At 69.7% G+C, this 19,085-nt stretch carries 20 protein-coding genes; 11 read left to right on the forward strand and 9 right to left on the reverse strand.

The genetic code is table 11. The features are described from left to right. The first annotated feature begins 5 nt into the window (after positions 1–5). From RS84_RS03180 to RS84_RS03190, 3 genes are all read left to right on the forward strand, one after another. On the forward strand, positions 6–773 hold the full coding sequence (locus tag RS84_RS03180) for an EI24 domain-containing protein (protein WP_045256301.1): 768 nt from the start codon (positions 6–8) through the stop codon (positions 771–773). Further along, complete coding sequence (locus tag RS84_RS03185) at positions 773–1,546, forward strand: DNA-formamidopyrimidine glycosylase family protein (RefSeq protein ID WP_045256302.1); 774 nt, start codon at positions 773–775, stop codon at positions 1,544–1,546. The genes RS84_RS03180 and RS84_RS03185 overlap by 1 nt, the downstream gene beginning before the upstream one ends. Positions 1,547–1,627: 81 nt before the next feature. Beyond that, positions 1,628–2,035: a transferase gene (locus RS84_RS03190; RefSeq protein WP_045256303.1), complete on the forward strand. Its 408-nt coding sequence runs from the start codon at positions 1,628–1,630 to the stop codon at positions 2,033–2,035. Between the two features lie 13 nt (positions 2,036–2,048). Here the strand turns inward: RS84_RS03190 and RS84_RS03195 are convergent, their stop codons facing one another. Further along, positions 2,049–2,789, reverse strand: a complete 741-nt coding sequence (locus tag RS84_RS03195) for a LuxR C-terminal-related transcriptional regulator (RefSeq protein WP_045256304.1) — start codon at positions 2,787–2,789, stop codon at positions 2,049–2,051. Continuing rightward, complete coding sequence (locus RS84_RS03200; RefSeq protein ID WP_045256305.1) at positions 2,782–3,972, reverse strand: ATP-binding protein; 1,191 nt, start codon at positions 3,970–3,972, stop codon at positions 2,782–2,784. Before RS84_RS03200 ends, RS84_RS03195 begins: the two co-directional genes overlap by 8 nt. A 114-nt stretch (positions 3,973–4,086) precedes the next feature. Between RS84_RS03200 and RS84_RS03205 the strand changes: the two genes are divergently transcribed. The 5 genes from RS84_RS03205 (at position 4,087) to RS84_RS03225 (ending at position 8,233) form a co-directional block, all read left to right on the forward strand. Then, entirely contained in the window at positions 4,087–5,673 is a 1,587-nt protein-coding gene (locus tag RS84_RS03205; protein ID WP_045256306.1) for a PspC domain-containing protein, read from the forward strand. Beyond that, the gene (locus RS84_RS19545; RefSeq protein WP_082062011.1) at positions 5,670–6,083 is read left to right on the forward strand and encodes a hypothetical protein; all 414 of its coding nucleotides are present in this window, start codon (positions 5,670–5,672) and stop codon (positions 6,081–6,083) included. Before RS84_RS03205 ends, RS84_RS19545 begins: the two co-directional genes overlap by 4 nt. A gap of 25 nt (positions 6,084–6,108) precedes the next feature. Then, positions 6,109–6,834 carry a substrate-binding domain-containing protein gene (locus RS84_RS03215; protein ID WP_200891956.1) on the forward strand — a complete coding sequence of 242 codons (726 nt, stop codon included), beginning with the start codon at positions 6,109–6,111 and terminating at the stop codon, positions 6,832–6,834. A 17-nt stretch (positions 6,835–6,851) separates the two neighbouring features. Further along, on the forward strand, positions 6,852–7,427 hold the full coding sequence (locus RS84_RS03220) for a YdeI/OmpD-associated family protein (protein WP_045256308.1): 576 nt from the start codon (positions 6,852–6,854) through the stop codon (positions 7,425–7,427). Between the two features lie 86 nt (positions 7,428–7,513). Then, on the forward strand, positions 7,514–8,233 hold the full coding sequence (locus RS84_RS03225) for a glutamine amidotransferase-related protein (RefSeq protein WP_045256309.1): 720 nt from the start codon (positions 7,514–7,516) through the stop codon (positions 8,231–8,233). A gap of 1,068 nt (positions 8,234–9,301) precedes the next feature. On the opposite strand, the gene RS84_RS03230 is transcribed toward RS84_RS03225, so the two are convergent. Continuing rightward, positions 9,302–10,474 (reverse strand): DUF222 domain-containing protein, encoded by a 1,173-nt coding sequence (locus tag RS84_RS03230; RefSeq protein ID WP_045256310.1) that lies wholly within the window; start codon positions 10,472–10,474, stop codon positions 9,302–9,304. Between the two features lie 335 nt (positions 10,475–10,809). Continuing rightward, on the reverse strand, positions 10,810–11,274 hold the full coding sequence (locus RS84_RS03235) for a hypothetical protein (protein WP_045256424.1): 465 nt from the start codon (positions 11,272–11,274) through the stop codon (positions 10,810–10,812). A 75-nt stretch (positions 11,275–11,349) separates the two neighbouring features. On the opposite strand from RS84_RS03235, the gene purU reads away from it, so the two are divergent. Further along, positions 11,350–12,201, forward strand: a complete 852-nt coding sequence (gene purU, locus RS84_RS03240) for a formyltetrahydrofolate deformylase (RefSeq protein WP_045256311.1) — start codon at positions 11,350–11,352, stop codon at positions 12,199–12,201. Between the two features lie 24 nt (positions 12,202–12,225). Here the strand turns inward: purU and RS84_RS03245 are convergent, their stop codons facing one another. Then, the gene (locus RS84_RS03245) at positions 12,226–13,260 is read right to left on the reverse strand and encodes an NAD(P)H-dependent flavin oxidoreductase (protein WP_045256312.1); all 1,035 of its coding nucleotides are present in this window, start codon (positions 13,258–13,260) and stop codon (positions 12,226–12,228) included. Positions 13,261–13,361: 101 nt separating this feature from the next. Here RS84_RS03245 and RS84_RS03250 point away from each other — a divergent pair, with 101 nt between their 5' ends. After that, positions 13,362–13,634: a DUF6412 domain-containing protein gene (locus RS84_RS03250; protein WP_045256313.1), complete on the forward strand. Its 273-nt coding sequence runs from the start codon at positions 13,362–13,364 to the stop codon at positions 13,632–13,634. A gap of 60 nt (positions 13,635–13,694) precedes the next feature. Beyond that, on the forward strand, positions 13,695–14,450 hold the full coding sequence (locus tag RS84_RS03255; protein ID WP_045256314.1) for a YidC/Oxa1 family membrane protein insertase: 756 nt from the start codon (positions 13,695–13,697) through the stop codon (positions 14,448–14,450). A gap of 15 nt (positions 14,451–14,465) precedes the next feature. On the opposite strand, the gene RS84_RS03260 is transcribed toward RS84_RS03255, so the two are convergent. The 4 genes from RS84_RS03260 to RS84_RS03275 all read right to left on the reverse strand — a co-directional run bounded on the left by RS84_RS03260 (position 14,466) and on the right by RS84_RS03275 (position 19,003). Continuing rightward, a complete protein-coding gene (locus RS84_RS03260) occupies positions 14,466–15,374 on the reverse strand; it encodes an EamA family transporter (protein WP_045256315.1) in 909 nt (302 codons plus the stop codon). A 26-nt stretch (positions 15,375–15,400) separates the two neighbouring features. Beyond that, positions 15,401–16,285: an SDR family oxidoreductase gene (locus RS84_RS03265; RefSeq protein WP_045256316.1), complete on the reverse strand. Its 885-nt coding sequence runs from the start codon at positions 16,283–16,285 to the stop codon at positions 15,401–15,403. Between the two features lie 103 nt (positions 16,286–16,388). Then, the gene (locus RS84_RS03270) at positions 16,389–18,029 is read right to left on the reverse strand and encodes an alpha-amylase family protein (protein WP_045256317.1); all 1,641 of its coding nucleotides are present in this window, start codon (positions 18,027–18,029) and stop codon (positions 16,389–16,391) included. Beyond that, positions 18,026–19,003, reverse strand: coding sequence for a TIGR03885 family FMN-dependent LLM class oxidoreductase (locus RS84_RS03275; protein WP_045256318.1), 978 nt, complete (start codon positions 19,001–19,003; stop codon positions 18,026–18,028). Before RS84_RS03275 ends, RS84_RS03270 begins: the two co-directional genes overlap by 4 nt. Positions 19,004–19,085: the final 82 nt, after the last annotated feature.

Consider the following 19,085-nt stretch of genomic DNA (forward strand, 5'->3'; position numbering starts at 1 on the left):
GACCCATGATCCAGGAATTCGGCGCCGGCGTGCGCACCCTGATCCGCGGATTCGCGCTGTGGCGCACTCGGCCAGGCCTGATGAACCTCGGCCTCATCCCGGCGGTGATCTCACTCGCGATCATCGCCGCCGTGCTGCTGCCGCTCATCCTCGGGATGAACTCGATCTCGGCCTGGCTCACGCCGTTCGCGGAGGACTGGCCGGCGCCGTGGAAGGGCCTGTTGCGCGCAGCAGTGGGCTTCGTGATCGTCGCCGCGGCGATCGCTCTGTCGACCGCCGTGTTCAGCGCCCTGACGCTGACGATCGGCGATCCGTTCTACCAGCGCATCTGGCATGCGGTCGAGGTCGATCTCGGCAACCCTCCGCCCGAGGACGGCGGAGGCTTCTGGACCGCTCTGGGCGAGGGGCTCCGACTCGTCGTGCTCGGCATCCTGACCGCGCTGCTCGTGCTGCTCGTCGGGTTCATCCCGCTCGTGGGCGGCATCCTCGGCGGAGTTCTCGGCGTGGTGCTGTCCGGCCGGCTCTTGGCCCGCGAACTCACGGGACGCTCCTTCGACGCTCGCAACCTCAGCCCCGCCGACCGGGCGGCGCTGTTCTCCGGCAGCCGCGCGCGCGTGCTCGGGTTCGGCGTCGCGACGCAGCTGTGCTTCCTGATCCCCGGCGGAGCCGTGGTCGTGATGCCTGTGGCCGTGGCCGCGTCGACCATGCTGGCCCGCGACATGATGGCGCGCACGCCGCTCGCCGCTGTTCCTCCGACCCCAGGGCCCGTCTGATGCCCGAGGGCGACACCGTCTTCCGCACCGCGCATCGCCTCGACGATGTGCTGGCCGGGCACGAGGTGACGCGGTTCGATCTGCGCGTCCCGCAGGCGGCGACCGTCGATCTCACCGGGCACATCGTGCACGGCGTCGCCCCGCGCGGCAAGCACCTGCTGATGCGCATCGGCGATTTCACGCTTCATTCGCATCTGCGCATGGACGGCGCCTGGTTCGTCTACCGGCCGGGCGAGAAGTGGCGGCATCCGGCGTTCAAGGTCCGTGCGATCGTCGGCACGGCTGACTGCGAAGCCGTGGGCGTCGACCTCGCCGAGATCGAGGTGGTTCCGACGCGCGATGAGGAGTCACTCGTCGGCTACCTCGGTCCCGATCCGCTGGCCCCCGACTGGGATGTCGAGGAGGCGATCCGCCGGCTCGGAGCGGATGCTCGCAGCATCCACGTCGCCCTGCTCGACCAGCGAAACGTCGCAGGCTTCGGCAACGAGTACGCGGCGGAACTCCTGTTCCTGCGCGGGATCCTGCCCACGACTCCGACGGCCGAGGTCGATGTCCGTGCGCTGCTCGACCTGGGCGTGCGCACGATCCGCGCCAACCGGAACCGGGTCGACCGCACTTTCACCGGAATCAACCGCCGGGGGCAGACGACCTGGGTCTACGGCAGGGCCGGGCGCCCCTGCCGGCGGTGCGGCACGCTGATCCTGAAGGGCTCGCAGGGTGCCGATCCGACCCGTGAGCGGGTCACCTTCTGGTGTCCCAACTGCCAGCGCTGACGGGTATCACCGCCCGGGAATGAATCCGGACGGTCGGTGGTTGTTGCTATATCCGGAGAACTCCGGAACACGGGAGGAATCGTGGGCAAGAACTACGTCGACATCGAGAACGACCAGGGCGGAACGCTGCGGTACCGCAAGCACGCCAACGGTCGCGGCCTCGTCGCGCATGGCGCGAAGGTGCATCCGATGGCGCACATCGAAGCAGGTGCGTACATCGAGCCCGGCGCCCGCGTCGGCAAGGGAGCGACCATCGCACGCGGTGCGTGGATCGACACGGATGCTGTGATCGGCGACAACGCGCACATCGATGCGCACGCGCACGTGGGCCAGGGCGCCGCGATCGGCGACGGCGCGCATGTGGGCGTCCGCACCGAGATCGGACCGGGCGCACGCATCGTGCGCGGGGCGCGCATCGGCGATGACGAGACCGTCGCTGCCGGTCTCACGGTCGCCACCGACCCGAAGGGTCTCTGGCTCGCAGCCTGAGCGGGGGCGCCGACTACAGCAGCCGGCGCTCCGAGGCCCAGACCGTGAGTTCGTGCCGCGACGACAGCTGCAGTTTGCGGAGCACCGCCGAGACGTGGGTCTCGACCGTCTTGATCGAGATGAAAAGCTCGGCTGCGACCTCTTTGTACGCGTAGCCGCGGGCGATCAATCGCATGACCTCCTGCTCGCGTGCTGACAGGCGGTCGAGCTCGTCCTGCGCCGTCGCGGTCTCCCCCGACACGGCGCCGAAGGCATCGAGCACGAAGCCTGCCAGTCTCGGCGAGAACACGGCGTCGCCTCCGGCGACGGCGTGCACGGCGCGGCTCACCTCGGCCCCAGACGAGCCTTTCGTGATGTAGCCGCGGGCTCCGGCGCGGATGACGCGGACGACGTCTTCCGCGGCATCCGACACGCTCAGAGCGAGGAAGCGGCTCGCCGTCGGCTGCGAGCCGCGGATGACGGCTTCGCCGCCCGTCGCTTCCGCATTCTGGGTCCCTGAGCCGGGCCCACGCGCCCCGGAGGCTCCGGGCGACGCGGAGCGGCGCTCGGAGGGGGGCGTGGGGATCGAAGGGCCGCCCGGCAGGTGCACGTCGAGAAGCACGACGTCCGGCATGGTGTCTCGGATGACCGCGATCGCGCTCGGCACGTCGGCCGCCTCGCCGACCACGTCGACGCTCGCATCGAGGTCGGCGCGAAGCCCCGAGCGGAAGATCGAGTGATCGTCCACGATCACGACGCGGATGCCGTCAGACACGGGGCTCTCCTCCTGTCGGGAGGTGCAGGTGCACCTCGGTGCCGTTCTCATCGCTGCGCACGCTGCCGGAGCCTCCGGAGCGTCGCATGCGGCCGACGATCGACTCTCGCACGCCCAGGCGGTCGCTCGGCACCTCGTCGAGCGTGAAGCCGGGGCCGCGGTCGCGGATGAACACATCGACACAGGCCGCACTGCCCTCGATGTAGACAGAGATCTCGCCGCCCGCGTGACGTGCGGCGTTCAGCATCGCCTCGCGGGCCGCCGCAGCCAGGCCGCCGCTCGCGCGCTCGGTCGACAGACCGGCCGAGACCACGTCGATGCGCACCGGATAATCGAGTTCGAGAGCCCCCGCGTAGTCGCGGAGGTCGGTGGGCAGGTCGCCGTCGGCAGGTGCGTCGCCGTCGTACAGCCACGCGCGCAGCTCGCGCTCCTGTGCTCGCGCGAGACGGGCGGCTTCGCTCGACGCACCGGCGCGATTCTGGATCAGGGCGAGCGTCTGCAGCACCGAATCGTGCAGGTGGGCGGCCATCTCGCTGCGCTGCTCCTCGCGGATGCGCCGCACCCGCTCGCCTGCGAGCTCGCGCCAGCGGTGCACGAATGTCGACGACAGCACGGCCAGAAGGCCCGCGAGCGGGAGCAGCACCAGAGCGACGGTCGATGCGGCGCCCGGCCGCATCACGAGCAGCAGGCCGAACACTCCGGCGAGCACCATCAGGGCGAGTACTCGCACGATCATCGCGTGACGGGGCCCGCGTGCGGTGTCGGAGCGGTCGATCAGCGTCGCCCACAGCCCCGCTGCAGTCGCGAGAACCGAGGTCGCCCCTACGACGACGGCTGCGGCATGCGATGCTCCGGGGTCGCCCTCGCCGTACCGTCCGACGCTCCACGACAGCACGGCGATCGCGCCGATCGCGGCGCCGACGAGGAGCGTCCAGGCCACGGGCATCCGCCTCGTCGGCGCCTCTTCTCCCTCGGCCCAGGGCGTGAACACCCAGCACCAGGCGTACAGCATCACCCCCGACCCACCGCACAGCGCGAGCACGACGAACAGCGCCCGAACCATCCACACGCGCGCGCCCAGATGCCGGGCGAGCCCTGTGCTCACGCCCGCCACCGCGCACTCGCGGTCGCGCACGAGCGGCGGGCGCGGGCGCACGGACGCCGGCGCAGTGGAAGTGGACATGACGCCATCCAACCATCCGGCTCGTTCCCGAGGGGGCGTCAGGGGCAGGAATCAGGGACCGCTCAGGGGAACACCCCATGGCGGCGGGCGAGCGGATGCCGCGAGGATCGACTCATGACGATTCCCACAGAGCCGCCGATCGCGGGGCCGGATGCCGCCTCCGCGCCGCCTCCGCCCCCTCCTTCTCCGACGCCCCAGAGCAGCGACCGCTTCTTCCTGTGGGTCGCAGGTCTCGGCGTGGCGCGGTCGGAGGGATGGCTGGGCGGCGTGGCTGCGGGCATCGCCGCACGGCTGCGCATCGATCCGCTGATCGTACGCGGAGTGCTGGTCGTCGCCGCGCTCTTCGGACTGCCCGTGATCTTCCTGTATGCGCTGGCCTGGGCGCTGCTGCCTGACGCCGACGGTCGCACTCACGCCCGCGACCTGCTGCGCCAGGACTATCAGCCGGTGCAGCTCGGCATCCTCGCGATGGCGGTCATCGGCCTGATCCCGACCGCGCCCCTCACCGGCACGGTCTTCGGTCTCGGCTACGTCAACTGGTCGGCTCTGTCGATCTTCAGCTGGATCGTCGGTCTCGGCATCGTGGTCTTCCTGCTCATCCTCATCGTGCGCGCCGCAAGTCGCGCCCCGGGTGCCTCTGCGCCGGATCTGCCGATGGCTTCTGCAGATCCGACGGCCCCGGCCGCGCCCGCCACCCTCGGCGTTTCGGGTACGCCCGAGGGTGCGGGCGCCCCTTCTGCGGATGCCGCCGGCTCGACTCTCCCGATGAATGGCGTGCCGATGGCCGACGCAGCCTGGCCGTCGCCTGCCCCCGGCTCTGTGCCGCTCGTCCGCCCGCAGCCTCCCGCAGCTCCGGGCGGCAACGACGCCGAGTCTCTCGCGGTCTGGCGCGAGCAGCATGCCGCCTGGAAGGAGCAGGATCAGCTGTGGCGTCGTCAGCAGCAGGATGCAGAGCGGGCCGTCCGCGACCAGCTGCGCCGTGAGCGCCAGGCGGAGGCGGCTGTGTTCGCCGCGGCGGCAGCGGAACGGCAGCGCATCCGTCGAGCCTCGAACCCGAGGGCGAGTGTCGCCTACGTCGCCGCGGTGATCGGGCTCGCGGTCGTGGTCGGGGCAGGGGTCGGCCTCTGGGGTGGCTTCGGCGCTGCCGCCGGCGCCATCGGAGCGCTGTCCGCCGCGCTGGTTCTCGCTCTGGGCATGATCGTCGCCGGTGTGTGGCGCCGTCGCAGCGGGTTCCTCGCCTTCGTCGCGGCGACGACGCTGATGGGCGGGTTGATCGCCGGCGCAGTCGCGGCGCTGCCGCAGGTGACGCTGGGCTGGGCGAGCATCTCGAACGACCGTGCGACCACCATGACGCAGCCGTTCGGCGAGCTCTACATGAACCTCGCTCAGCACGATGACACGGTCCGCCCCATCGACGTCACAAAGGGATCGGGCTCGACGAGGATCGATGTGCTGCCCGGTGTCGAGCTCGTGCTCGATGCCACGGTCGAGTCCACCGACATCAGCTGGATCCGCATGAGCGATGAATCCGGTCAGATCATCGACAGCGGAGTGTGGGCCGCCCAGACGAGCGACGTGCACGTCACCCAGCGCGCCTCGTCGGACAAGGAGCCCATCAGGACCGTCCAGCCGGTGAGCATCACCCAGCACGGCGGCTACATCCAGGTCATCATCCACGAACCGGCGGAGGAAGAAGAATGAGCACCGACGACATGGCCACCGAAGAGGCGGCATCCGCTCCCCCGATCACCCCGGCGTTCGAGGATTCGCCCGCCCCTGACGGCGCCACCGCCCCTTACCCGGCCGCACCGCCGGCCCCGTACGGGAGTACAGCGTCCGCTGCCGCCGATCCGCCGCGCATCCGCTGGGCCGCGATCATCTGGGGACTGGTTTTCGCGGTGATCGCGGTGATCATGATCGGGCTGCTATCAGACGATCGCCGCAGCGACGGGGTGTCCGACTGGATCATGTCGCTGACGCCGGGCTCGATCACTGCGATAGTGCTGCTTGCACTCGGCGGCGTCGTGCTCATCTGCGGCACGATCGGGCTGATCCGCCGTCTGCAGCGAAAGGCTGCGGTCGGCCGCTCCGCACAGCCGATGGGAAGCTGACGGCGGTCGGCGATACCCTGGCCTGATGGCGAAACAACCTCGGCGTCCATCGGGACCGGTGCGCAGGAACAAGGCGGCGCCGGCCGAGCGCTTCCCGCCGCGCAAGCCGCCGAAGAAGACCGTCAAGGTCGTGTTCGATGCGCCGGCTCCCGAGCCCGATGAACCCCGTACGTTCAGGCTGGGTGTGATCGCCGGAGCGACGCCGGGCAAGTGGATCGATGCATGGAAAGAGCGGATGCCCCGGGTGCCACTCGAACTCGTGCCCGTCGAGATCGCCGGCCAGCGCTCGGCGATCGACGAGGTCGACGCGGCTCTCGTGCGTCTGCCGGTTGCGGACGACGACGGTCTGCACGTGATCGCGCTCTACGACGAGAGGCCCGTGGTCGTCGCCTCGGTCGATTCGCATCTGCTGGCCGCCGAGGAGCTGACCGTCGCCGACCTCGAGGGAGAGGTCGTGATCCGACTCGTCGACGACCCGTTCGGCGCGCTCGAGTTCCCCGGCACGGTGGCCGCCTCTTTCGCCGCGCTGCCGACCGAGGAGGCGATCGCGACCGCGGCTTCCGGCGTGGGAATCGTGATCGTGCCGATGTCACTCGCCCGGCTGCACCACCGCAAGGATGCCGACTACCGGGTGCTTGCAGACGGCCCCACCTCGACCGTGGCACTCGCCTGGCCGCGCGAGCGCACGACCGCCGACGTCGACACGTTCGTCGGGATCGTCCGAGGACGCACCGCGAACTCCTCGCGCTGACTCCGAACCCCGCTGTCATGGCCGCCGCTGCGAACGACAAACCCGAGCTCCACGTCGATTCGGTGGCGGAGTGGGAAGCGTGGTTGAGCGCTGATCCCGACCCGAACGGCGTGCGGCTGCGGGTGCGGAAGAAGGCGTCGCGTCTGCCGGGGATCACCTACGCCGAAGCGCTCGACGTCGCGCTGTGCTTCGGGTGGATCGACGGGCAGACGGCATCCCTCGACGCCGACTACTACCTGCACACCTTCACGCCCCGACGTCCGCGCAGTCTGTGGTCGAAGGTCAACATCGGTCACGTGACCAGGCTGATCGACGAGGGCCGCATGCGTCCGGAGGGCCAGCGCGAGATCGACCGCGCCAAGGCGGACGGACGCTGGGATGCCGCCTACCGGCAGCGCGACGGCGAGGTGCCGGCGGAGCTTCAGGCTGCTCTGGATGCCGACCCGGAAGTCGCCCTGGCGTACGCCGCGCAGTCGGCGCAGAACCGGTTCGCGATGGCGTTCCGGGTGTCTCAGCTCAAGCGGCCGGAGTCGCGAGCCGCGCGGGTCGCCCAGTACGTCGAGATGCTCAGGCGGGGCGAGACCCTGCACTGACGCCCGCCGCCCGGGCCACCCGGCCGGGGAGGGTAACGATTCGACGCGCGCCGGAGCCCACGCGCCGTGCTCAGTAGAATCGCCGGGTGGCTTCGCTTCTCTACGTCTGCGTGCGACCCGAGATCGGGGCGGCGGATGCCGAGCACGCCTCGTTCCGGCGGGCGCTCGGCGCAGACGTCGTCGACCGACTCGATCTGCTCGACGAGAGGCTCGACCTGGACCGGCTCGAGCGGTATCGAGGCGTCGTGGTGGGCGGTTCGCCGTTCAACGTGAGCGACCCGTCGAAGTCGTCCCCGCAGCTGCGCGTCGAGGCCGATCTCCAGCGCATCGCCGGCGCGGCGATGGAGGCGAGGATCGCGGCGTTCTTCACCTGCTTCAGCATCGGAGTCCTGACGCGGATGCTGGGCGGCGAGGTCGCGAACGACACTCCCGAGTCGGCGAGTGCGACGGTCATCCAGACGACCGATGCAGGCGCCGCCGATCCGGTGTTCGGCCCGAGCGCCCCGGCGCTCACCGTGTTCACGGCACATAAGGAGAGCGCGGTCGAGGTCCCTGAGGGCGCCGTGCTGCTCGCCACGAACGACGTCTGCCCGGTGCAGGCATACCGCGTCGGCACGCACCTGTACGCGGCACAGTTCCACCCTGAGCCCACCCCGCGGGACTTCGCCGACCGCATGACCTTCTACCGAACCACCGGATACTTCGACCCCGAGGAGTTCGATCTCGTGCAGGGACAGGTGCTCGCGGCATCCGTCACCGAGGGCGCCGCGCTCCTGCGCCGGTTCGCCGAGCGTTTCGCCGCCTGACGCGCGGCCGCTCAGCCCTGCGGTTTCTTGGGTGAGCGCAGAGTCTCCCGGCCGCTGAGCGAGCGCAGGGAGATGAAACGCAACGAGCTCGCGGTCCGGTTGCGCGGCGCAGCAAGCCGAACCACGCCCCTTCCCCTGGTCGTTGAGCGAGGCGAAACGCACGATCCTGCACACCGCTCGTTGAGCGAGGGAGCGCAGCGACCGAGACGAAACGCGTACTCGGCCGGTCGACGTGATGCCCCGGCAGGAGACACACGTTTCGTTTCGTCTCGGTTCGCTCGCTCAACGACCGAAGGTGGCGGACACACGTTCCGTCTCGCGTCGCTCGCACAACGACCGAAGGTGGCGGACACACGTTTGTCTCGCGTCGCTCGCTCAACGACCCGAACCCTCCCGTTCGTTGAGCGAGGGAGCGCAGCGACCGAGACGAAACGCGTACTCGGCCGGTCGACGTGATGCCCCGGCAGGAGACACACGTTTCGTTTCGTCTCGGTTCGCTCGCACAACGACCGAAGGTGGCGGACACACGTTTCGTCTCGCGTCGCTCGCACAACGACCCGAACCCTCCCGTTCGTTGAGGGAGGGAGCGCAGCGACCGAGACGAAGGCTCTCGGGAACACCGCGGCGACGCGACGGAATCCGGCGTCGCCTCCTTCGCCGGCGCTGGGTCCTCGTGCCGGGAGGTGTGCAGTTGTGTGCAGTTGTGTGCACGGTCAGGTGCGCAGCAAGGTATGGCGGGCGGGTGCTGACGGCGCGGAGAGACGGGGTGTGCGCCACTGTTGGGTGGGGTCCCACCAGGCGGGTCCGCGGATCTGCGGGACCCCTGCGTTCATGCGGATCTCCCACCCCGAGTGGTCGAGGGAGCGGTGGTGCCACCAGCACAGGGGCACACCGTTGTCGGTGTGGGTGGGTCCGCCGCGGGCGTGTTCGGTGACGTGATGGATCTCGCACCAGGAGGCGGGGACATGGCATCCAGGGATCAGGCATTCCCTGTCACGGGCGATGATCGCGCGGCGCTGGTGGGCGTTGAACACCCGGTCCGTGGTGCTGATGCCGATGATGCGGCCTTCATCGAACAGAACCCGCTGAATCGCCCCGGTGCACGCACGCGGTGTGCGCCGCGACAGACAGCGGCACCGGGGCCCCGGAGCCGGGGACCGTCGCCCACCCGGTGCCCGCCGCGAGATCTTTCGCATCGACGTGGACCACGAGTGTGGGGGCGGCGCCGCCCAGGGTGGGCATGGCTTCGTGGCGGGCGGCGATCCCGAGGGCTGCGGCGAGTGCGTCGTGGCGTTTCTGGCCGGGGGCGCGGGGGTCGATCACGTTCCGCGGATCGGTGTTGAACACGTCCCCCGCATCGTCTGTCTCGGTGAATGTCACCCCTGGGGCGGGCGCGCCGCCGACTTTCGGGTTGTTGAACGCGTCGAAGATCTGCTGCAGCTGCGCCGCGACCTCCGGAGTGACACTCCCCGCCAATCGATGCGCGCCCTTGTGCAACCGCCCGAGATTCAGGAACCGCCCCTGCTGCGCATCCCGGTCGGTCGGCTCGGCCCCGTCCGGGTCCAGGATCATCGCGAGCGTCGACGACAGCAACCGCAGATCATCCGCCGTCGCGGGAGGACCCGGATGCGTCGGGCCCGCACCCGATTCTGCCGTCGTGTCCGCATCATCGGCGGCGTCCGCGTCCGCATCCGTTTGTTCCGCCGGATCGACGTCCGCAATGCTTCCGTCGCCATCGGCTGAGTCCGCCGCGTCGAGGAGTCCACGGGCGTGTCCGGCGAGGGCCTCGTCCGCCCAGAGTCGCTCGTCGACACCGATCCGGGTGCGGGCGTACTCGATCGGATTCGTCGCGGCGAGCACCCCGGCGATCCCGACCGCACCGTCAAGCAGGGCCTCACGCAGGGCCGGCCACCGCGCCGGGAGCCGCTCCCCGGACACCAGGCTCACTTCCCGGTGCACCAGGTCGGCGGCTTTCACGATCTTCGATGCCGACGGGGCGTCGGTCAGCAGGGCTCGCTGCAACAGTTCGTTCATGCCCCGGCATCCGAACCGGTGCCCGAACTCCACATCCGCGGTCGCGACCGTCTCCACGATCCCCGCGTCGATCAGCCGCGACACCTCACCGAAACCCCGCAGCACCTCCGCCCGCTCCCCATCCGACAGACCCGCCACGCCGTCATCGGACAGCACCGCACGCAGAACGGACGCGACCTGCGCGAGCGTTCCGGCGATGCTGTTCATACCTCCATCATGCCGAGGGCCACCGACATTCCCACCCCGAAAACAGGCCGATCAGAGAAACTTTTCCACCGTTTTCTCGACGGCCCTCCTGCGCGACACTAACCCGCACTCCGGTCGCAGTTCACGCCGTCTGAATCGCGTGCAAACGGCACCGACTGCAACCGGAACGCCACACCGTTTCGTCTCGCTGCGCTCGCTCAACGACCAGAACGAGGTCACCGCGTTTCGTCTCGCTGCGCTCGCTCAACGACCGAAGGGGGCGGACGGAGCTCGCTCAACGACCCGCGGGGAGCGGAACGCCGCCCGCATCCACGACCCCATCCCCGCGCGAAGTATCAACGCGAACCGAGGAGCAGCTGCACCCGCTCGTCCAGGTACTTCGCCAGCGGCATGAACCCACCCGCGGCGCTCCAACGCACCGACGGCACCCCCTCGACCATGGCGAGCGGACCCGACGCCCCGCCGGCATCCACCGCATCCACGTCGATCGCGCTCCAGCCGACGTGGACGACCTCGCCCTCGCGGAACCCGCCCCGCACCGCCAGCGCACGGCGCTCTGCCCGGGAGCGCGCCGACTCGGCCGTGTACCCGCGACGCCCGGGCTCAGCCGCCCTCAGCACCTCGGCTGTGGCAAGCGCGTCCGCATCGGTGAGCAGCAACACTCCGATATGCCAGGCCTCGCCCACGCGCACGATGCGATGCCCTCGCCAGCGCGACTGCCGCTCCTCTCCGAGGCCCTCCTTGGCAGCTCCGGCGAGCGCGGATCGGGCATCGTCGAGCAGTCGAGAGGCAGTGTCCACATCTCCAGGGTAGGAGCCGATTCGCCCGGCACCGGCATCCACGGCAGAATCGATGCACACCCTCGAGGAGTCCCCATGTCTCAGCCTGATACCGCCCGTCTGCTCATCGCCTGCGACGACCAGCCCGGCATCGTCGCCGCCGTCGCCGGTGTGCTCTCGGAGCACGGCGCGAACATCATCTCCCTCGACCAGCACTCCACCGACTCCGAGGGCGGTCGGTTCTTCCAGCGCACCGTCATCCACCTGCCCGGGCTCTCCGCTGCCCGCCCCGCTCTCGAGGCCGACCTGGGGAAGGTCGCCGAGCGCTTCGGCATGGAATGGTCGCTGCACGACACCGCACGCCGCAAGCGGGTCGCCATCTTCGTGTCGAAGTACGACCACTGCCTCATGGAGCTGCTGTGGCGCACGCAGCGCGGCCAGCTCGACATCGACATCACGATGGTCGTGTCGAACCACCCGGATCTCGCCGAGGCCGTGCGCTCCTTCGGCGTCCCCTTCGTACACATCCCCTCCGGCGACAAGCAGGCCATGGAGCAGCGGCAGCTCGAGCTGCTGCGAGGCAACGTCGACCTCGTCGTCCTCGCCCGCTACATGCAGATCCTCACCGACGATTTCATCGTGAATCTCGGCGCCCCGGTGATCAACATCCACCACTCCTTCCTGCCGGCGTTCATCGGGGCGAACCCCTATGCGCGTGCGAAGGAGCGCGGAGTCAAGCTCATCGGCGCGACCGCGCACTATGCGACGGCCGACCTCGACGAGGGGCCGATCATCGAGCAGGACGTCACGCGCGTCACGCATTCCGAGTCGGCAGCCGAGTTGCAGCGTCGCGGCGCGGACGTCGAGCGCCTCGTGCTGGCCCGAGCCGTGCAGTGGCACGCCGAAGACCGCGTGATCGTGCACGGCAAATCCACCGTCATCCTGTAGCGAGGCGGATGCCGGGGCTGCCCGTCACTCCGCGCCCGGCACCCCGGCCATGAGCTCGTCGAAGGCCTCGCGCGCCGAGGCGTACCGGGCGAGTGGCGCGGCCTGCCCCATCCACAGCGACTGCAGCTCACCGAGGTTCTGCTCCCCCGCAGCAGCCCGGAAGCGCCCGCTGAGCCAGTTCTGCATGGGGAAAGGCGCGATCGTTCCGCTCGCCTCGATCGCGCGCACCGCCCGGTTGCGAGCACCCCTCGCGAGACGGCCGCTCATCGCCCTGGTCAGCACCGTGTCATCCGCGGCCGTCGAGCGGATCGCCCCGCGATGCGCGTCGTTCACGGCCGACTCCGCCGTCGCGAGGAACGCGGTGCCCACCTGCGCTCCAGCCGCCCCGAGGGCGAATGCCGCAGCCACTCCCCGCCGATCCGAGATGCCGCCCGCGGCGATCACCGGCACGTCGACCGCATCGACCACCTGCGGCAGCAGTGCGAACAGGCCGACCAGCGACTCCTCCGCAGGCTTCAGGAACGACACTCGGTGTCCGCCCGCCTCCGCACCTGTCGCGACGACAGCATCGACGCCGGCAGACGACAGCGCGACAGCCTCGGCGACGGTGGTCGCGGTGCCCACGAGGCGGATGCCGCGCCGATGCGCCTCGTCCACGAGCGACGTCGACGGCACGCCGAACACAAAGCTCAGCACCGCGGGCGCCGCCTCGAGGATCGCCTCGACCTGCTCCTCGAGCGGCGGCAGGTATCGCTCCGGTCGGGCAGGCACGTCAAGGCCGACCGCCGAGTAGAACGGCTCGAGCGCCTGCGCGAACATCGCGTGCTGCGCGTTCGGCTCGACCTCATCACCCGTGGGCAGCCAGATGTTCACGGCGAACGGCTTCGAGGTCGCGGCACGCAGGGCGGCGATGGTCGACCGGATCCGGTCGCCGTCATACCCGTACAGACCGTACGAGCCGAGCCCTCCGGCCTCGCTCACCGCGGCCGTCAGCGCCACGGAAGACAGCCCGCCGAAGGGGCCGAGGACGATCGGATGCTCGACATCGAAGAGGCTCATGCTCTCGACGTTACGCCCGCAGCGCACGGGCAGGATCGACTGTGACGAGGATGATAGCCTCACTGCACAAGCCTGCGAACGTGATGAGAAGGGGTGCGCGCATGAGCGAGTGGTTCGGCCAGATGCTGAGCTTCGTCGCCGCCGCGCTCGGGCTCATCCAGGTTCCGGATGCCGCGGCCCTGGGCCTCGCGATCGCGCTCGTCGCCGTGGCCGTGCTCACGATCGCCGTCACTCTCACGCTGCTTCCCCTCAGGCAGGCAGACAGACCGCATCCGCTCCGCGCCATCGGCGTGGGCGCGCGGCTCGACCAGAGCGATCCGGATGCCGCCGGACACCCGCGTCCTCGTGCGCCGGGAGTCGCCGTTCCCGCGTAGTCCCCGATCGGGAGTGCGCGGTCTTCGCCGACCCTCCCGACTCATGAAACGGACAACGCATTGGACATCTTCGCCTTCCCTCCCCTGACCTGGCTGCTCGACACCGCCTACCGCGGCATGGCCGGGCTCTCCACCCTCCTCGACCCGCTCAGCACGGCATCCGCCGCCCTCGCCGTCGTCATCGTGACCCTGCTCGTGCGCACTCTGCTGATCCCGGTCGGGATCTCGCAGGCGAAGGCCGAGCAGACCAGAGCCCGCCTCGCCCCCAAGCTGCGCGCGCTACAGCAGAAGCACAAGAAGAACCCCGAGAAGCTGCAGGCCGCGATGCTCGACCTGTACCGCAGCGAGAACACCTCCCCCTTCGCCGGCATGCTGCCGGTGCTCGCACAGGCGCCGGTCGTCGGCATCCTGTACACGCTGTTCATCCGGCCCGAGATCGCCGGACATCCGAACGAGCTGCTCACGCACGACCTTTTCGGCGCACCTCTCGACACGAGCCTCGTGCACATGCTCACCGCGGGTCCGTTCTCGGGGCAGACCCTGCTCGTCACGGGCGTCCTCATCGCGATCATGCTCGTGATCGCGGACATCACGAGGCGAGTGTTCGCCCCGGCGCCCGTCGACGATTCGCCGATGTCGTCGCCGGGAATGCTGCGCGTCATGAACGCCCTGCACTATCTGACGGCCGTCTTCGCCGTGTTCGTCCCGCTCGCAGCCGCGCTCTACCTCACGGTCACCGTCGCGTGGACGCTCGTGCAGCGGGTCGTGCTGCGGCGCCGCTATCCTCTGCCTGAGCCGGCCGCAGTCCGGGCCTGAACGTCGGGATCCGACTCACTCGGGAAGCGGGATGGGCGCCGTGAACGGCCCCTCGTCCCGCTTCTCGCGCCGCACACCCAGCGTCGTGCCGACGCTCGCGGCGATCACGAGGGCGACGGCCAGCATCCGCAGGATCGTCGCGTCCTGACCGAGGATCAGCCATCCGGCGAGCGTCGCGAATGCCGGCTCCAGGCTGAGCAGCACCCCGAACACGCGCTGGGGCAGACGGCGCAGAGCCGCCAGTTCGAAGGTGTAGGGAATGACGGACGACAGCACAGCAGTGATCACGGCGAGCAGCAGCAGATCCGGTGCGGCGACGACCGTGACGGCTGCCGGCACGCCCACGGGCAGCAGCAGGACAGCCGCGACCAGGAGACCGACCGACAGCCCGCTGTGACCGGGGATGAGCCTGCCCACTCGCGCGCTCATGCGGATGTACATGATCCAGAAGGCGGCCGCGACGAGGATGAAGGCGAGCCCGACCGGGTCCAGCGGCTCTGACCCGATCATGCCGTCGATGCCGAGAAGCGCCATACCCGCGAGCGCCACACCCACCCAGACCGCGTCGGCCATACGCCGGGTGAGCACGGCGGCGAGCACGAGAGGACCGAGGAACTCGATGGCCACGGCCGGGCCGAGCGGGATGCGTTCGATCGCTGCGTAGAAGCAGCCGTTCATGGCCGCGAGCGAGACCCCGAACAGCACTGCGGCAGTCCACTGCTGCCGGTTCCACCGCCGCGGCCTCGGTCGCACGGCGACGTACAGCACGAGCGCCGCGATCGCGACGCGCAGCGACGTGACTCCCCATGGGCCCAGCACGGGGAAGAGCTGAGCGGCGACCGCGGCGCCGAAAGGCAGGGAGAGGCACGAGCCGACGACGAGGGCGACGCCCACGAGGGGGCGGGACGACGCGGGCGACTGCACCTCTCCAGCCTAGAGCCGGGGGTGCATCACAGCGGCTTGCCTCCTGTCACGGCGAGCACCGAACCGGAGACGTACGACGACTCCGTCGAGGCCAGATACACGTACGCACCGGCCAGCTCGGCCGGCTGCCCGGCCCGGCCAAGCGGGGTGTCGGACCCGAAGGTCTTCAGCCGCTCGGCATCCCAGCCAGTCGCGGGAATCAGCGGGGTCCAGATCGGGCCTGGTGCGACGGCGTTCACACGCACGCCGCGCGGCCCCGCCTCCTCCGCGAGCGCCTTCACGAACGCGACCTGAGCGGCCTTCGTCATGGCGTAGTCCAGGAGGCCCGGCGAGGGGTTGAAGGCCTGGATGGATGCCGTCACGATGATGCTCGCTCCCGGCTCCAGGTCCGGCATCGCGGCGCGCGTCGTGAAGAGCTGCGAGAGGAGGTTGGTCTCGAACACCCGCCGCATCCGCTCGGTGCGAAGATTCTCGATGCCGTCGATGTCGTGCTGGTAGCCCGCGTTGAGCACCAGCACGTCGAGGCCGCCGAGCGCCTTGCGCGTCTCGAACACGATGTCGGCGGCGAAGGTCTCGTCGCGGATGTCGCCCGCGAGGCTGATGCCGTTGCGCCCCGCTTCGCGAATCAGCCCGACCGTCTCATCGGCATCCGCCTGCTCTTCCGGCAGGTGCACGATCGCGACGTCGGCGCCTTCGCGAGCGAAGGCGATCGCAGCGGCCCGGCCGATCCCGGAATCCCCTCCCGTGATGAGGGCACGGCGCCCCTCGAGCCGGCCGTGGCCGACGTAGCTCTCCTCACCGTGGTCGGGCTTGGGCATGGTCTCGTCGGTGTGGCCCGGCTGGTCCTGATGCTGCGAGGGGAAGCCCTCCTCACGGTGTGCGTGACGGGGGTCGGCGGTGTTCTCGCTCATGGCGCTCCTCGTGTCTCGATGTCTTCTCCGGTCGCCTTCGAGCCTGGTGGCTCATCGCATCCGGCCTCCAGGGGGTTGACAGGGCCCGACGCCCCGCACAGAGCTATTCGGCCTCCCCCACTCTCAGCCAGCGGAATCCGTAAGCGTCCAGATCCAGTTCGAACCGTCCTCTCTCGGCCGTGAGCGCAGGCCGGGACGAGAGCAGCTCATGAAGTACGTTCCCGCCGACGTCGCGCGCAGACAGCTCCACTCGCCGCGGTTCGTCTCCGAAGTTGTGCAGCGCGAGGAAGACGACGCCCTCTGCGCTCAGGGTGTGGGCGAGAACCGCCGGGTCCTGTGCGTCGAGCACCGCGACCGAGCCCCAGGCGATCTCCGGAGCCTCGCGGTAGCGGGTGGTGAGCGTCCGGATGAACGACAACAGGGAATCCGGGTCGCGCTGCTGCTCGTGCACGTTCACGTGCTCCGGCCCGTAGCCGCTCTTCGCGAGTTCTCTGCGCTGGCGCGAGACCGGAGCCGTCGAGAATCCGCCCGTCCGGTCCGGGAGCCACTGCATGGGCGTCCGCACCGCCATCCGGCTGGCGAAACCCGGCACCTCTCCCATCCCGATCTCCTCGCCGTAGAAGAGCGCTGGGGTTCCGGGCAGCGAGAACATCAGGCTGTACGCCATGCGCAGCCGACGAGGGTCGCCGCGCAGCATCGGGGCGAGCCGTCGTACGATTCCGCGCCCGTACACGCGCTGCTGCTCATCAGGCGCCAGATCCTCGAAGACCTCCTGACGCTCCTGCTCACTCAGCTGATCGAGCGTGAGCTCGTCGTGGTTGCGAAGGAACATCGTCCACCCCTGGCTCGCATCGATCTTGGGCCGCGCCCGCAGCACTTCCGCGACGGGTCCCGAGTCGTGCCTCACGAAGGCGAGGAAACACGCCTGCATGGTCGTGAAGTCGAACTGGAGGTCCAGCTCCGCACCCTTGTTGCCGAAGTACTCGAGCTGCTGCTCGTGCGGGAGGTTCACCTCGCCGAGCAGCATGGCGTCGCCGCGACGACGTGTGATGAAGCGGTTCAGCTCTCGCAGGAAGTCGTGCGGATCAGCGGTCTGGGGTCCGCCGGGCTGCTGGATCAGGAACGGCACGGCGTCGATCCGGAACCCGTCGACGCCGAGCTCGAGCCAGAAGCCCACGATCCTCGCGATCTCGGCACGCACGGCCGGGTTCGCGAGATTCAGGTCGGGCTGATGCCGATAGAAGCTGTGATGGTAGTACTGACCGGTGCGCTCGTCCTTCTCCCAGACGCTGTCCTCTTCTCCGGGGAACACGAGGTTCTTCGATCCGCGCGTCGGCCGATCCCGCCACACGTAGTAGTCCCGGAACGGGGAGGTGCGAGAGCGCCGCGCAGCGACGAACCACGGATGCTTGTCAGAGGTGTGATTCAGGACCAGATCGATGATCACCCGCAGTCCACGACCGTGGGCGATCCGGAGCAGCTCCACCACGTGCCCGAGGTCTCCCAGCCGGGGATCGACGCCGTAGAAGTCGGTGATGTCGTAGCCGTCGTCGCGATCGGGCGTCGGCTGGAAGGGCATGAGCCACAGACAGGTGATGCCGAGATCCGCCAGATAGTCGATCCGGCTCGCGAGCCCCTCGAAGTCTCCGACGCCGTCTCCATCGGAGTCCTGAAAGGTCTCGACGTCAAGGCAGTAGACCACGGCCGTCCGCCACCAGAGATCGCTCGTGTCGGCGGCCCTCATGACTGGCTCTCCCCGCCGAGGAGCGCTCTGATCGCCGGGATCAGCTCGGCGCCGCACCTGTGCAGGAAGGGAGACTGCGCGCGACCGACGTGGTGCAGATAGATCTCGTCGACACCGCGCGAGAGCTCGGCGACCCGCTCGGCGAGCTCCTGCGTCGAGGAGGTGACGATCACCGCCTGCCGCAGCTTCTCATCCGTCGGGTCGGCCCGGGCCTCGAAATCCTCCGGCTGTTCCAGGTCCCACATGAGCTCGGCCGGAGCGGTCGCATGCGACCACTGCTCGCGCGCCGTGCGCATGGCCTGCTCCATGGTGTCTTCGAGGCTGACGTGCACCTGCAGGGCCGTGCGCCCGGCGCCGCCGGCCCGGCGATACGCGTCGAAGGTCTCACCGCTCGCGGCGGCATCCGTCCCCACCGTGATGACTCCGTCGGCCCACTCCGCCGCACTGCTCGCCGTGTGCGGGCTGACGGCAGCGGCGAGAAGGGGTGGCGGACTCGACGGCCGGCTCCACACCCGCGCGTCGTGCACCCGCACGTGTCCGTCAACGCTCACCCGCTCACCCGCGAGCAGATCGCGGATGACCTCGACGCATTCGCGCAGCCGCTGATCCCTCGAGGCCTTGTCCGGCCAGGGATCGCCTGTCACGTGCTCGTTCACCGCCTCGCCGCTGCCCAGTGCCGCCCAGAATCTGCCGGGGAACATCTCGGCCACGGTCGCGATCGCCTGCGCGGTGATGGCGGGGTGGTATCTCTGCCCCGGTGCCGTGACGAGCCCGATCGGAATGCGGGTGGTGGCCAGGGCCGCCCCGATCCACGACCAGGCGAAGCCCGACTCCCCCTGGTTGCGGGTCCACGGTGCGAGGTGATCCGAGCACATCGCCGCGTCGAACCCTGCTGTCTCAGCCAGGCGGACGTCAGCGAGAAGCCGTCCTGGCGGCACCTGCTCGTGCGAGGCGTGATAGCCGATGATGGTCACGGAACGCTCCTTCCCGGGCGCCCGGACAAGGCGGCGCCCACCCCGAGATGGTCGTCGGGATGGGCGCCGGGCGCACGGGGGT

It is taken from the genome of Microbacterium hydrocarbonoxydans, from assembly GCF_000956475.1.
GTDB lineage: Bacteria > Actinomycetota > Actinomycetes > Actinomycetales > Microbacteriaceae > Microbacterium > Microbacterium hydrocarbonoxydans_A.